This is a genomic window from Methanosphaerula subterraneus, from assembly GCF_052055875.1.
Lineage (GTDB): Archaea > Halobacteriota > Methanomicrobia > Methanomicrobiales > Methanospirillaceae > Methanosphaerula > Methanosphaerula subterraneus.
Genome location: NZ_CP170508.1, coordinates 2,479,544 through 2,493,392, shown reverse-complemented (window position 1 = coordinate 2,493,392; position 13,849 = coordinate 2,479,544). Strand labels below are relative to the sequence as shown.

Annotated in this window: 12 protein-coding genes; 1 reads left to right on the top strand and 11 read right to left on the bottom strand. The window is 55.7% G+C overall.

The annotated features are described in order from the left end of the window. Positions 1 to 9: 9 nt before the first annotated feature. Positions 10 to 507, top strand: a complete 498-nt coding sequence (locus tag ACFKSJ_RS12185; protein WP_440950069.1) for a hypothetical protein — start codon at positions 10 to 12, stop codon at positions 505 to 507. Here the strand turns inward: ACFKSJ_RS12185 and ACFKSJ_RS12180 are convergent. The 11 genes from ACFKSJ_RS12180 to ACFKSJ_RS12130 form a co-directional block, all read right to left on the bottom strand. Beyond that, a complete protein-coding gene (locus tag ACFKSJ_RS12180) occupies positions 504 to 1,448 on the bottom strand; it encodes a GDP-L-fucose synthase family protein (RefSeq protein WP_440950068.1) in 945 nt (314 codons plus the stop codon). The genes ACFKSJ_RS12185 and ACFKSJ_RS12180 overlap by 4 nt on opposite strands. Beyond that, complete coding sequence (locus ACFKSJ_RS12175; protein ID WP_440950067.1) at positions 1,445 to 2,536, bottom strand: glycosyltransferase; 1,092 nt, start codon at positions 2,534 to 2,536, stop codon at positions 1,445 to 1,447. The genes ACFKSJ_RS12180 and ACFKSJ_RS12175 overlap by 4 nt, the downstream gene beginning before the upstream one ends. Continuing rightward, positions 2,533 to 3,576 (bottom strand): GDP-mannose 4,6-dehydratase, encoded by a 1,044-nt coding sequence (gene gmd, locus ACFKSJ_RS12170; protein WP_440950066.1) that lies wholly within the window; start codon positions 3,574 to 3,576, stop codon positions 2,533 to 2,535. Before gmd ends, ACFKSJ_RS12175 begins: the two co-directional genes overlap by 4 nt. Positions 3,577 to 3,632: 56 nt before the next feature. After that, positions 3,633 to 4,259, bottom strand: a complete 627-nt coding sequence (locus tag ACFKSJ_RS12165) for an acyltransferase (protein WP_440950065.1) — start codon at positions 4,257 to 4,259, stop codon at positions 3,633 to 3,635. A 93-nt stretch (positions 4,260 to 4,352) separates the two neighbouring features. Next, positions 4,353 to 5,606 carry a nucleotide sugar dehydrogenase gene (locus ACFKSJ_RS12160; RefSeq protein ID WP_440950064.1) on the bottom strand — a complete coding sequence of 418 codons (1,254 nt, stop codon included), beginning with the start codon at positions 5,604 to 5,606 and terminating at the stop codon, positions 4,353 to 4,355. After that, the gene (locus ACFKSJ_RS12155) at positions 5,588 to 6,502 is read right to left on the bottom strand and encodes an SDR family oxidoreductase (RefSeq protein ID WP_440950063.1); all 915 of its coding nucleotides are present in this window, start codon (positions 6,500 to 6,502) and stop codon (positions 5,588 to 5,590) included. The genes ACFKSJ_RS12160 and ACFKSJ_RS12155 overlap by 19 nt, the downstream gene beginning before the upstream one ends. Before the next feature lie 112 nt (positions 6,503 to 6,614). Then, complete coding sequence (locus ACFKSJ_RS12150; protein WP_440950062.1) at positions 6,615 to 7,067, bottom strand: DUF5814 domain-containing protein; 453 nt, start codon at positions 7,065 to 7,067, stop codon at positions 6,615 to 6,617. Next, positions 7,064 to 7,702, bottom strand: coding sequence for a DUF2150 family protein (locus tag ACFKSJ_RS12145; RefSeq protein WP_440950061.1), 639 nt, complete (start codon positions 7,700 to 7,702; stop codon positions 7,064 to 7,066). The genes ACFKSJ_RS12150 and ACFKSJ_RS12145 overlap by 4 nt, the downstream gene beginning before the upstream one ends. Before the next feature lie 165 nt (positions 7,703 to 7,867). Further along, entirely contained in the window at positions 7,868 to 8,413 is a 546-nt protein-coding gene (locus ACFKSJ_RS12140; RefSeq protein ID WP_440950060.1) for a nucleotide-binding protein, read from the bottom strand. Between the two features lie 11 nt (positions 8,414 to 8,424). Then, positions 8,425 to 9,312, bottom strand: coding sequence for a formate/nitrite transporter family protein (locus ACFKSJ_RS12135; RefSeq protein WP_440950059.1), 888 nt, complete (start codon positions 9,310 to 9,312; stop codon positions 8,425 to 8,427). A gap of 455 nt (positions 9,313 to 9,767) precedes the next feature. Continuing rightward, positions 9,768 to 13,520, bottom strand: coding sequence for a carbohydrate-binding protein (locus ACFKSJ_RS12130; protein WP_440950058.1), 3,753 nt, complete (start codon positions 13,518 to 13,520; stop codon positions 9,768 to 9,770). Between the last annotated feature and the right edge of the window lie 329 nt (positions 13,521 to 13,849).

Sequence of the window (13,849 nt, the reverse complement as noted above, 5' to 3'; positions counted from 1 at the left end):
GTATTGGTGATGAGACGGGTTGCAGCGTGTATGCTGCTGGTGCTCTGTTTGTCGCTGATCGCCCCTGCATCGGCACTCTATGAGAACAGGTACAGTTACCTCTCTGTTGAGAAGGTGACCGTGCACCTGGAAGAGAAGAGTGCAACCATCGACATCGACTACACGATCGATGATGGAATACTGCTGCTGGTCTCGATCCTTGGGAGAACGGATCTGAACAGGAAGGTGATACGTGTCATCAACTATGATAACGCCCGGATCCAGCAGGTCGACCTGACCCATGCCCGCCTGGTCGTGGACAATGCTTCCTACGATTACGGGGAGGGATCGTTCTGGTACCCCTCCCACCAGTTCAAGGTCACCATCCCGGAGCTTGAGGTCATCTCCCCCCAGATGAGCAGAAATTTCACCTCGACCGCCACCTTCCCACGAGGGATGGGTTACTTCGGTGCCGATGCGGCACCGGCACAGACCGTGGCTGTCCTGACCACTCCGTTGAACTTTTAATCCTTTTTTGTCTGCGCCCGGTACCAGGCGATCGTCTCCCGAAGACCCTGTTCAAAACCGACCTCGGCACGGAACCCAAACGCCTTCTCTGCCCTGCTGACATCGAGGCATCGGCGTGGCTGACCGTCCGGTTTGCCGGTGTCCCAGTGGATGCTTCCCGAAAAGCCGGTCAGGTTTGCGATCAGAGTGACCAGATCCTTTATCGAGATCTCCTGGTGGGCCCCGAGGTTGACCGGTGCCGGCTCGTTGTACTGCTCTGCAGCAAGCAGAATCCCGCGGGCGGCGTCGTCGACGTACAGGAACTCCCGGGAAGCCTTGCCGGTGCCCCAGACTTCGACGACATCATGGCCGTCCCGTTCAGCCTCGACAAACTTCTTGATCAGCGCTGGGATCACGTGCGAACTGTCAGGGTTGAAGTTGTCTCCGGGGCCGTACAGGTTCACCGGCAGCAGATAGATCGAGTTGAACCCGTACTGCTGCCGGTAGGCCTGCGACTGGACCAGCAGCATCTTCTTGGCCAGCCCGTAGGGCGCGTTCGTCTCTTCGGGGTACCCGTCCCAGATGGCATCCTCGGAGAATGGGACCGGGGTGAACTTCGGATATGCACAGACCGTGCCGATCAGCACACACTTGCCGACCCCGGCCTGCCGTGCCGCCTCGACCAGCTGCACCCCCATCATCAGGTTGTCATAGAAGAGCTCGGCAGGGTGGCCCATGTTGTACCCGATCCCACCGACCCGTGCAGCCAGGTGGATGATCAGATCGATCTCTGAAACCGCTTCGACGCAGTCATCCCACCGGCGGAGGTCAGCGTCCCTGCTCCGGGGGATCCTGATGTTCTCCTGCTGCACTCCCTTCTGCTTTAACTGGTCGACCACGTGCGAACCAAGAAAGCCTGCTCCGCCAGTCACCAGGATCCTCTTATCCTGCCAGAAATTCATGATACTACCTCTGAAATACTCGATAATAACGCTGCTGTACCGTCTGTTGTATAGGGTGCTCTGAGCGTATCAAAATGATCGCGATAGTCACCCAGCCGATCGAGATCGGCGATCCAGGCCCCGTTCCTGTACTCTTCGCCGGAGATCTCCCTTCCAATCCCGCAGGCTGCGACCTGATCGGTGAAGAGACGGTCCTCAAAGAACCCCTCCCTCTGGAAGAGGACCAGTGGAACCCGTGCTTGGACGGCCTCGGAGACGGTGCTGTACCCGCCCTTGGCGACGACCAGGTCGCTCATCCCGACATAGTTCTGTGACTCGGTCTCATCGGCCGGGATCCTGATCAGGTCAGGGGCTCGAGTCTCTACGGCAGAGGAGACCACGCAGGTGACCCCGGCGTCGGTGAGGCATCGGACGGTCTCGGGAGAGAGGTCAGGGCAGTCATTCCCCGGACCCAGATAGACCACGACCTGATCCCCGTCGAGCCCGTACCGCTTTCGAAGGGCGGACCGGGGTTCAGAGATCTTTCTCGCGATCAGCCCGATTCTCCGTCTCTTCGAGAAGATCTCCATTCCGTCATCGAACGGGAGCACCAGCCCCAGATCTGCGGCTGCATAGGCCTCCCGGATCAGATCAAGGGCTGCGTGGTCAGGAAAGAGGGAGGCGAAGATGGAGTGCCAGGTGAAGTTGGAGACCCCGATCCCCGGGATGCCGAGGGACTCGGCGACCAGAAATGGCTGGGGTGCGATATCCGACAGGATCAGGTCGACCCTGTGTTCTACACAGAACCGCCGTTCAGCGGCGAGATATCGTCCCCAGGTGCTCGTCCAGACAGTGAGGGCCTGCTCGGTCCGGGGCCGGTCCACCTCTACGGTCCGATCCTTCAGCACCACCCCGATATCGTTCTGCCCGGCATGGACCGCGACTCCGGGAAGGGACGCTCTGACAAAGCCGGCAGGGGTCCCGGTCCGCACCAGCACCCGGACCGGCATTGCGGCGGTGACCGCCCGGATCATCGCAATCGAACGCGAGGCATGCCCGTAGCCGTAGTCACTGATATACCAGCAGATGGTCGGGGGGGACCTGCTCAATCCCCTCTCCACCACCGGTTGGGGAACTTCTCCGCGATGATCGCGTCACCCTCACCGACCGGTTCAAGGCCGGCGGCCCGCATATCGGCATCGACCATGATCCGAACCAGATCAGTGAAGGTGATCTTCGGGGCCCAACCAAGGTCTCTCTTTGCCTTGCTCGGGTCGGCGATCAGCGACTCCACCTCGGTCGGCCGGAAGTACCGGGGATCGATCTTCACATGATCCTCGACCTTCAACCCGACGTAGGCGAAGGCCTCGTCCAGAAACTCCTGCACCGAGTAGGCGGTACCGGTCCCCATAACATAATCATCAGGCCGGTCATGTTGCAGGATCCGCCACATCGCCTCAACATACTCAGGCGAGAAACCCCAGTCACGCCGTGCTTCAAGATTCCCCAGGTACAGGAACTGCTCCTTCTTCGCCTTGATCCGGGCGATGGCTCGCGTGATCTTCCGGGTCACGAAGGTGCCGCCCCGCCGGGGGGACTCGTGGTTGAAGAGGATCCCATTGCTGGCGAAGATGTTGTACCCGTCCCGATAGTTCCGGGTCATCCAGTAGGCGTACAGCTTGGCACAGGCATACGGGCTGCGGGGCTGGAATGGTGTCGTCTCGGACTGCGGAGGTGCAGACGAACCGAAGAGCTCACTGGACGAGGCCTGGTAGAACCGGGTGTTGTTGTTGGACCGCCTGACCGCCTCAAGGATCCGCGCCGTCCCAAGGCCGGTCACGTTCCCAGTGTACTCAGGGGTGTCAAAGCTGACCCGGACATGGCTCTGCGCTCCGAGGTGATAGACCTCGTCAGGCTTGAGGTTGTACATGATGTTGTTGATCTGTTCGGAGTCTGAGAGATCCCCGTAATGGAGGAAGAGTTTAGACTCGGCATCATGAAGATCGGTGTAGATATGATCGATCCTGCCGGTGTTGAAGGTCGAGGCCCTCCGGATGATCCCATGCACCTCATACCCCTTGCTGAGCAACAGCTCGGCAAGGTATGACCCGTCCTGTCCTGTAATTCCCGTTATCAATGCAGTCTTCATGATAAATCACCGTGTATTGTTTCCCGGCGTGAGGTTCCCTACAATACTCACCCTGATCAGACATCTTTGTTCTGATCGTCCGGACATGCCGGCTCTGGTTCCGGGGCAGAGGGGAGACGCCGGATCACCCGGGCAGGGTTGCCGACGATCACCAGGTACCCCTCGGGAAAACTCTTGGTGACGACGCTTCCTGCACCGACGACCGTATGATCCCCAAGGGTCACCCCGGGCAGGATCACCGAGTTCATGCCGATCCAGCAGTGGGCCCCGATAGAGATGTTCTTTCCCGGGAGGTTCCGGTCCAGGTTGGAGGGGTCATGATTCGAGGTTATCAACCCGACGTTCGAGGCGATCCAGGTTCCGCTCCCGATCGTGATCGAACCCAGAAAGTTCTGGAAGTATTTGCCCCCCATCTCGTTGAACATGTTGATGTCATCGGGATCGAAGGTGATGTTGTACGGCACCGATATGGCATTCAGCGGGGAGACCGGCCAGGGGATGGCACTGTTGAACCGGAGGATCTTCTGCCAGAAGATTCCCCTGATCACCCACCGCCAGCCGTCGAATGAGTCATCGAAGTACCGCCCGCGAAGGTACCGCCGGTCATAAAAGACCGATCCAAAAGCAGTGAAGACCCGTACCAGGATGGAGAAGAGCCGCCGTTTCGTCTCTCTTGATACCATAACGCTCTGTACTATTTACCAGCGATACTGATAAGGGTCACGTTGATATCGGGCCCTGCCCGCAAAGAAAAACAGGAAAAATTGGGTAAAGGGTTAGAGCCTGGTATAACAGACATCGCAGGCCGGATCAGCCCACTGCTTGCGCATCCCCTTCACGTCGATGACGACCGGGGTGCCATTGCTCATCTTCTTGACCTCTTCCAGGGTCAGCGACCCAAAGGCATCGTGTGGAACATTGATAATGATGCAGTCAGCCTGAAATCCCTTCAGATCCAGGAGAGGCTTCACATCAAACCGGGTGATGTCGGCTTCAGAGAGGAGCGGGTCGTACCCGTATACATCTGCACGGAACTCCTTAAGTTCCTTGATCATCTCATGGGACGGACTCTCCCGGGTGTCCGGCACGTTCTCCTTGTATGTGAGCCCGAGGATCAGCACCTTTGAGTCCCGGATCACCTTGCCGGCGTCGTTCATCCCCTTGATGGCCAGTTCTGCGACATGCTTGGGCATGTAGTCGTTGATCGCACGGCCGGCGAGGATTACCTGGGGGTGGTACCCGAGTTCCTCTGCCTTGTAGACGAGGTAATAGGGGTCGACCGGGATGCAGTGACCGCCGACCAGACCTGGCCGGTAGTGGTGGAAGTTCCACTTGGTCCCTGCCGCCTCGAGGACGGCCTGGGTGTCGAGCCCCATCTTCTGGAAGATCAGCGAGAGCTCGTTCATCAGGGCGATGTTCAGGTCACGCTGGATGTTCTCGATCACCTTTGCGGCTTCAGCCGTCCGGATGTTCTCTGCACGGTAGACCGTGGTCACGAGCCCGTACAGCGATGCAAGCAGGTCGAGGGTCTCCTCGTCCATCCCGGAGACGATCTTCGTGATCTTTGGAAGGATGTGCTCCTCGTCACCAGGGTTGATCCGCTCAGGCGAGTACCCGATCTTGAAGTCCTTCCCGCAGGAAAGCCCTGACATCTTCTCGAGCACCGGGGCCATGATCTCCTCGGTCACGCCAGGGTAGACCGTGGACTCGAGGACCACGACGGCACCCTTCTTCATATGTTTCCCAACGACCTCAGCTGCTGAGATCACTGGCATCAGGTCAGGATCTTTGGCCTTGGTCACGGGTGTCGGGACTGCAACAATGATGATGTCAGCCTCTCCAATCAGGGTGGGATCAGTGGTTGCCTGGACCTTGTTCTCAGGTGTCTCGTTGATGATCCTGATCTTCCGTGCGTCGATATCAAATCCGATCGTTTTCAGATGATGTGAGAAGGCTTCTGCCAGTGGATAGCCCACATACCCGAGGCCGACTACACAGACGGTCTTGTCAGTTACTGATTTCTGAACCATTGTATCGTCTCTTCTAATCCCTGTAGTAAGGTGAACTCGGGTTCATAATTAAGGTGCTCTTTAGCCAGTGCATAATCTGCCAGAGAATCCCGTACATCCCCGGATCTGGGTGCATCATAGATCGGTTCGCGGCGTTCGCCGATGATCTCCATGATCTGATCTGCCAGCACATTCAGGCTGACCCGCCGTTCACAGGCGACATTGAAGACCCCCTCGCTCGAGGACTCCATCGCAAGGATATTGGCATGGACCACGTCCCGGATGAACGTGAAGTCCCGGGTCTGCTCCCCGTCACCATGGATGATCGGGGACTCATGGTTTAGAATCTTCGTGATGAAGTTCGGTATCACCGCAGCGTACTGCGATTTGGGATCCTGTCTTGGGCCAAAGACGTTGAAGTAACGCAGGCAGGTCATCTTCAACCCGTACAGCGATGAGAAGACCTTGAAGTAGTGCTCGCCGGTCAGCTTGGTGACCGCATACGGAGACATCGGGGCCGGAGTCATGCTCTCACGCTTGGGCAGCGTCGGGGTATCCCCGTACACTGACGAAGAGGAGGCGAACATCACTTTCTTGACCCCCTGGTCCCGTGCTGCCATCAGCACGTTCAGGGTCCCGCCGATGTTCACCTCGTTGGTCGCGAGCGGGTTCTCAACCGACCGCTGCACCGACGGGAGGGCGGCCTCGTGAAAGACATAATCAACCCCGGAAAAGACCCGGTTCAGCAGGGGGAGATCAGTGATGCTTCCCCTGACAAACTCGACATCGAGCCCCTTGATATTGATCTCTCGCCCAGTTGAGAGATCATCGAGCACGATCACCTGATGCTTTTTGCTCAGTTCCTCAGCAAGGTTTGAGCCGATAAATCCCGCTCCACCGGTAACGACGACTTTCATTTGTACAAGGTGTACAATTGCGATAATAAAGGTATCGCAGATCCATGCCCAGCGTCATGAAACAGAAGAGGGGGTGACCAGGTTCACCCGGTAGCGCGACAGAGATTCGGGCCTACCGTTCGATGGCCTCGATATGGACAGCGGCTTTCTCAGCCAGTGCCTTTCGCCCTTTCAACGCGGCGATCTCGGTGACGGCCTCAAGCAGGTGGACCGACTCCTCGAGGTACGAGAGGATATCCGCCGGAAAGATCTCAATTCCGTATTCGCCGGCGAGGGTCTGGCTGATCTGTCGGTGATCGAGCCCCTCCTCACGAAGTTCAAGGAGTGTCCGGGCGAACCTTCGTTCCGGACAACCACAGTGCGGTGACTTCTTACACCTGCACCGGACGAAGTCCTCAAGGAAGGCGAGCACCTGGTCACGGGTGCGTCCGTCCAGCATGTCAAGGTTCACCTCGCCATTCAGGACTTCAAGCATATTCCCATGGAATGCCCGGTCAGATAGCCGGCACCCAGAAACCCGTTCAATCTTTCTGGCATGGATTAACCGTGCCTTATCGGCGATCACGAACTTTCACCAGGCTCCTCATCGAACTTCTTTAAAGACTTGAAGGCCTCGCTCATCGTTTCGATCTCGATCAGCCACTCATCGAAGAGCGTCGGGTTCTCAAGGTCATCCTTGACAAACTTGTTGCAGCAGGTGGCCCCGTTGATCACGGAAGCCCCCATGTGGGATGCACAGTCGAGCGCCTCTTCGAGCTGGTCCTCAGGAAGTGCCCGTCCTTTCTTCACCAGCCCTTTCAGGTCGGTCTCGAACTCTCCCTCCATGAACCGTCTGCAGGAGGCGAAGAGAACCAGCAACGTCAGCTGGATAGGCCCGACAACTTCCTCGAGTTTCCCTTCGGGCAGGGGCGACATAACGATAGCCTCAACCCCGGCGAGTTTCTCCAGAGCATCCTCCTTAGAAAACCGTTCGTTCTGCCAGAGTTTTATGATCTTTAAGACAGAGAGCGTGATGTCTTCACTGAAGCTGTACAGCATCGCGAGCCCTTCTGGCATCTGCTCGCTGTCAGGGTCTCCTTCAAAGTCTGCCTCGTTCAGCGAGGTGAGCCAGTTGTTCCACCGCTCATCATTATAAAAGATGTAGAACAGTTTCTGTGGCTCCTGCTCTTTTGCCTTCCCTTTCTCCGCTCTCCGTGCCATTCTGGTACTCTTTTCCCTGACGTTTTAAAGTTTTTTTCCCCCGGACCCTCTGTCAGCCGGCCCCAGGCGTGTACAGAATGGATGAAGAGAAGAGGAAGAAACATATGGAAAAAAGGAGTGATTGTTTGTACCCGGCCTTCATACCGGGCGCATGCCGTTCTTTGGTCACCGTTTCCGGGATGGCACCTTTTTTTTGTACCGTTCAATGAGTTCAGGGCTCTCCAGTTTACGGATCTTGACCGCATTGACCACGGGATCCCCGACAGCAACGTACCGCCGGATCACCTGGCCGAGCACCTCAACGACATCCCCTTTGCTCACATTCTCCTGCGGAGAGGTGAACATTTTCACTGAGATCTCGCCGGTCCGGTCAGCGATCAGGTACTGGGGTCGGTTCAGAAACTTGAAGTAACACCGTTCAACAACACCTTCGATCCTGATCGCCTTTCCGTTCAGATTCTCGTTGATGGTATTGATCTTGACCGATTTCGCCTCTTCCTCATACATGGGGATCATCGAGACATAGGTGCTCTGGCTCATGTAGTTGAGCGCCATCGGAATGATCAACAGCAGGACCAGCGTCGGGATCCCCCAGATTAAAAGCTGCGTATTCCCGGTCATTACCCAGTTATACAGCAAAAGAAAAGTGAGGGTCAGAAAGACTGCGATCACAAGGACCGAGACCCTCACATTGATTGTACCGATCTTCATCGGATAGACTCTTACTTTAATGCCTGAATTTCTTTTCTGAATGCAACCCAGTACAGGATCCCAACAAAGAGGAGACCGCCGACGATGTTGCCGAGGGTAGCTACAATGATGTTGTTGGTCCACATTGTGACCCAGGTCAGTGATGCCGAGGCCGCAGAGGGAACAAGGCTCTGGGTGAAGAGACCTGCCGGGATGAAGTACATATTTGCAACACAGTGCTCGAATCCGATGGAGACGAAGGCCATGATCGGGAACCAGATCCCAAAGAACTTGCCGATCAGGTCGTCAGCACATATCCCGAGCAGGACAGCCAGATTGACGAGCCAGTTACATCCGACTGCCTTGAGGAACAGAGACCACATGCCGGCTGCACCGACATAGCTGACCTTTGTAGTCGCGATCGCGATCGCCCTGGTCCCAAACGCGGTGATTGAGGCCGCACCTGCTGCATTCCAGGTTACGAACGGGCCGTTTGCCATGATATATGCAAATACAAGGGAACCGAGCAGGTTGCCGATATAGACCCAGAGCCAGAGGTTCAGGACACCGGCCCAGCTGACCTTGTGGATGAATGCAGCCATTGGAGCGAGCATCGCGTCACCGGTGAAGAGTTCTGCACCGCACAGGATCGTGATGATCAGCCCGACAGGGAAGACAGCACCCAGGATCAGCTGACCGATACCCGGGGCCGCAAATCCTGCGTTTACAAATCCTGCATCGGTCGCAACCTTCCCGGCTACGATACCGGTACTGCAGACTGTGGCAAGGGCAGCGCCCATTGCAATATATGCCCCTGACATAAAGCCACGGAGCACCATGTTCCATGCAGGCAGACCGACCTTATACTTGCCGGCGTCTCCTGCCTTCGCAACAATTGCTACTGGTGGATGAAAAGCCATACTTAATACACCTCTCTGAATCGTACTCCCTATACCAGCAACATCATATTGGTGCAATGGTCATAGGTCATTGTAAAAATCCTTTGTGGAGTTATTAATATCTTTCTAATTGTCTATGAACTCAGGATGGTTCCGGAAAATTGAGATGTCCTCAAATCAGACTCAATTAACTATAATTTATTAATATTATTAATTAATCAATATTTTTTCAACGATCGATGACAGAAGTGGAGGAATCACCCCCTCACTGGATCAGTCAGAATTGGCTTTTTTTTAGGACCGCGCGAAATCGGGCATCCTGCAGGGGGCATTTTTCAATGAGCTCGCGTCCAACAGCGATGAACCGGATTTCCGCCGGATTATAGCAGGCTTCAACCACCAGGTACATCTCTGTCAGAGAATACAAATCGTATCAGCGGTCGTGTTGATCAACGAAAAAAAGGAATATCCCCGGATCAGATGAACTGGAGATAGTCGAGGTTCACGGAACCCAGCGGCTTCAGGGTCAGGATGTGAGTCCCTGCCGGGATCGCCACGGGCTTTTCCGTCTTAGCCAGGGAACAGATCTCCGTCTCTGGCACTTCAAGGGTGCAGAGATCCACGCCATCGAGCTGGACCTGAACCCTGGTCTTCTCAGGGGCAGACGCCTGCAGAGCCACGGTGTAGTTCCCTGCAACAGGAGCATTGACCGCATAGGCGAGCCAGGTGTCCTCTGTCAGGTTGTTGACCAGGTAGCCCTTTTCAACCGTTGAGTACCGGACAGGGACTGGATCGTTCCTGTACTGTCCACCAGTGCTGTTCACAGCGATCAGGTGATAGCCTATCCCTTCACCCCCATCTTTAAAGTTCTCGGCCTCTATCCGTCCTGGGAGGGCGTACCCTGCCGGCTGTGGCACATAAGTCGGGGCACCTGCGGGCGCAGGTGCCTCAGTCACCGTCGCAACCGGGGTCGCCGTCTGGATGACCGTGGTGTTCACTGCCATTGTCGTGGGCACCGTCGTTGCCGGCAGCGTCGTGCTCACCATTGTAGTGACCGCAGTCTGGATCGGGGTCACTGTCTGAACCGGTGCGGACTGGGTGATCTCCGGCAATGGAGTGCTGACCGGAATCTGGGTCTGCGCCTCCACCGGTGCCGGAGTGAACGACACTGCGGGAGTTGTAACATTCACTGCGGCTGATGTATCAGCAGGTGCCGGCTGCTCCGTTGTCACTGGGATGGTGACCGGCAGGATGGTCGTCACAGGGACAGTCACCGCCGGCGTCTCTTCAGCGACAATCGGCAGCGGAGTCGCCTCCGAGACCGTCTGGTTTGCGGTTACCTCTGGCAGGGCAGCACCCTGAGTTACTCCACGTGCAGTGAACTTGATCCAGTTCAGGTTCTGGTTCCCTCCTTCCACCAGTTTCAGCACATGCGGCCCTGCAGCGAGCGACACCTGCTTGGTGACCGTTGCATAGGTATCATAGGAGCCGGTGTTTGGAACCGACACCTGGCAGACTGTCGAACCGTCAACCTGGAGGTTCATCGTCGTGCCCGACTGTGGGCTCGATACCCGGAACGAGACATCGTAGAGGGTCGTACTCTGCACATTCACCGTATATTTGAGCCACTCGCCTGCCCGCATGTAGCAGACCACCGGGCTGTTCTCACCATTGTTGTACTCGATATCAGCATCGTCGTTCCGGTACTGTCCACCAGCGTTGCCTGGAGTGGTATCGTAATACCCGACTCCTTCACCGCCGGTGTTGTAGTCCTCAGCCTCGATCACGCCAGGGATGACTCCATCACCATAAGACTTGGGGACCGGAACCGGCAGCAGCGTGCTGGTGGGTGCCACCGATGTCGGCGCAGTCGTCTGGGTCACTGTCGGAGTCTGAGTGGTCGCTCCACCCGAGGGTTGGAACCTCATGGAGACCAGGTTGTCATAACCGTTGAAGTTGATCCTGATCTGATGGAGTCCTGCCGGCAATGATATCTGCTGGACCACGGTCGTATACTGGTCAAAGGACCCCGTGTTGGGCACATTCACCATACAGGCGTCCATGCCGTCCACCTGAACCATGAACGAAGTACCGCTCTTGGGTGTCGACACCCTGAACGAGGCATCATAGACGCCCGCAGCGGCCACATTTGCAGTATATCGTATCCATTCTCCCGGTCTGACATAGGAGAGCACATTGGCGCTCTCTGTTGCAGAGTATTCGATGTCCACATCGTCACTCCGGTACTGTCCGCCCTGGTTACCCGGGGTGGTGTCATGGTAGGCCACACCCTCGCCGCCATCGTCATAGTTCCCGGCCAGAATGGTACCCGGTATGCTCGTCGCACCATGTGTCGAGGGTGGAAGGGTCGCGGTGGTCTGAGCCGTGGTCGTTGTGACCGTTGTGGTCGTGGTTGGCAGTGGTGTATCGGTGTGTGGACTGAATTCCATCGTCGCCAGGTTATGATACCCGGTAGTGACCACCTTCATCTGGTGCTTGCCTGCGAGCACCCAGACCGGCATCTTCACCGTCGTATAGGTGCCGTAGGAGCCGGTGTTCGGCACGACCACCGTCGTGATCGGTGTATCGTCCATCGTGACGGTGAACGAATTCCCATCAGTGGGGCTGGCCACCTTGAACGTCGCATCATAGACGCCTGCAGTACTGACAGTCACCGTGTAGGCAAGCCATTCACCTGGTCTCATGTATCCGACAACAGGTCCATCCACGCCTGAGCAGTATTCGATATCCACATCGTCGGATCTGTAGGCCCCACCCTGGTTACCCGAGGTGATGTCATGATACCCGACACCCTCGCCGCCACTGTCATAGTCCGCGGCCTGGATCACACCCGGAATCACCGAAGTTCCGAAGGCTACTGGGGTTGGTATCTGGGTCAGAGTCTGACCGGGCAATGGGATCGTGACGATCGGTGTCGTCGGGTTCGAAGTCGGACCTGGTGATATGGTGGTCGTCGGTTCTGGACCGACATAACCATTCAGAGAGATCTGGTTGTTTGCACAGTTGTGATAGGTGATCACCTTTGCGGGGTCGACGCCGGTCACATAGATCTCAAAGACACAGTTTCGCACAGGCCACGGATCGTTCGGGTGGTCCTCACGGAGACCTAATGAAATACTCCCTGTCGTCTTCTTCGGATTGATCAGTTTGAAGTTCTTCACCTTCACACCATCGGAACCCCAGGCATAGATTCCATAGGTACGTGCATTCTTGCTGACACAATTGTTCAACTGGATGTTACTGCCAGTACGGAACTGGAAGGCATAGTTTGAACCGTCATCGGTACAGCTATTCAAAATCACGTCCTGTGCACTCTGCCAGACCCAGAACCCGTTGTTCTTGTTATTGATGGCCACGCAGTTATTGAGGGTGACCCCACAGCTCAGGTAGAAGCCTGTAAGGTAGAACCGGGTCGCGTCCGTGTTCCGCCAGCCGTTATTGACACTGACACAGTTGGTCATCACACTGTTCTTCTGGACAGGCAGATCCATATTCGGGTCTTCGCCATTGACAAAGTTCGGTTCGAAATAGAACCCGGACTCCCAGTTGTCCTCTGCCCTACAGTTGGTGACCTGCAGATCATAGAGATCGGCCCCTTCATGGAAATCAAAACCGACCGCCCAGATCTTACCTGAGCCGGCGTTCCCACACCTGAGTGCGAGGCAGTTGACGAACCTGATATTCTTCGTCGTCCTCGGAGAGTTCATCCCGTTCACATTGAACCCGGTGGAACCGACATCGATCGCCTGGCAGTCGACGAACTCGATATCCTCACAGACCCTGCCATTGGCCCAGACGAAGAACATACCGTTGACCGTCGGTGCGGTCTTCTTAGAGTCCTGGATCACGACATTATGGATCTTAATATGGCTGGCCTGGATCATCAGCCACCCGCGTTGGGTTATCTTAAGATCCTGGACTGTAGTATAATCCTTCGTTATATCGATACGGGCGCCATAATCGCCGCTCATTTTGATGACAGTCTTGTCGGGACCCTGCCCTTTCAGCACAGAGTTTCCCTTCGGAGAGATCGTTCCATCGGTATAAAATGTCCCTTCAGTCAGCTGTACCGTTCCCCCTGAAGCAAGTGCAGCATTGATCTGTGTCTGGTCTCCAGAACCATCGCAGACATACTGGGCCGTCGCCTTCGACGACGAACTGCTGTCAGCTGCCGCGACGATCGTTGCGGCTGCCGCTGCCTGTACCAAGCAGAATAAGGAGAGGATAATGAGTAAGATTCGTTTTTTGGATCGTATATTCATCTAACACCCTCTGATTACTACAGGAACGTAACATTATAAATAGTTTCTTAATTATTTTACATCGTAATTTGCTATCAATTGAGGCAATTTGAGGCGAATATTCGGCTATATTTAAAATAGTGACTTAATTTTAAGTTATCTCAAAAGATAAAGTTATATATAATATAAAAATTTTTAATACGGAAAAATCGCCATACATTCCATCATTACTCAATTAAAGAACAGATTTTGGATTTTTTCCATCCCTTCCCGATACCATCCATAGGAGGCAGACC

Coding starts and splice junctions, on each gene's coding strand:
- ACFKSJ_RS12185 (WP_440950069.1), top strand. CDS start 10: ATGAGACGGGTTGCAGCGTGTATGCTGCTGGTGCTCTGTTTGTCGCTG.
- ACFKSJ_RS12180 (WP_440950068.1), bottom strand. CDS start 1,448: ATGAATTTCTGGCAGGATAAGAGGATCCTGGTGACTGGCGGAGCAGGC.
- gmd (WP_440950066.1), bottom strand. CDS start 3,576: ATGAAGACTGCATTGATAACGGGAATTACAGGACAGGACGGGTCATAC.
- ACFKSJ_RS12165 (WP_440950065.1), bottom strand. CDS start 4,259: ATGGTATCAAGAGAGACGAAACGGCGGCTCTTCTCCATCCTGGTACGG.
- ACFKSJ_RS12160 (WP_440950064.1), bottom strand. CDS start 5,606: ATGGTTCAGAAATCAGTAACTGACAAGACCGTCTGTGTAGTCGGCCTC.
- ACFKSJ_RS12155 (WP_440950063.1), bottom strand. CDS start 6,502: ATGAAAGTCGTCGTTACCGGTGGAGCGGGATTTATCGGCTCAAACCTT.
- ACFKSJ_RS12145 (WP_440950061.1), bottom strand. CDS start 7,702: ATGGCACGGAGAGCGGAGAAAGGGAAGGCAAAAGAGCAGGAGCCACAG.
- ACFKSJ_RS12140 (WP_440950060.1), bottom strand. CDS start 8,413: ATGAAGATCGGTACAATCAATGTGAGGGTCTCGGTCCTTGTGATCGCA.
- ACFKSJ_RS12135 (WP_440950059.1), bottom strand. CDS start 9,312: ATGGCTTTTCATCCACCAGTAGCAATTGTTGCGAAGGCAGGAGACGCC.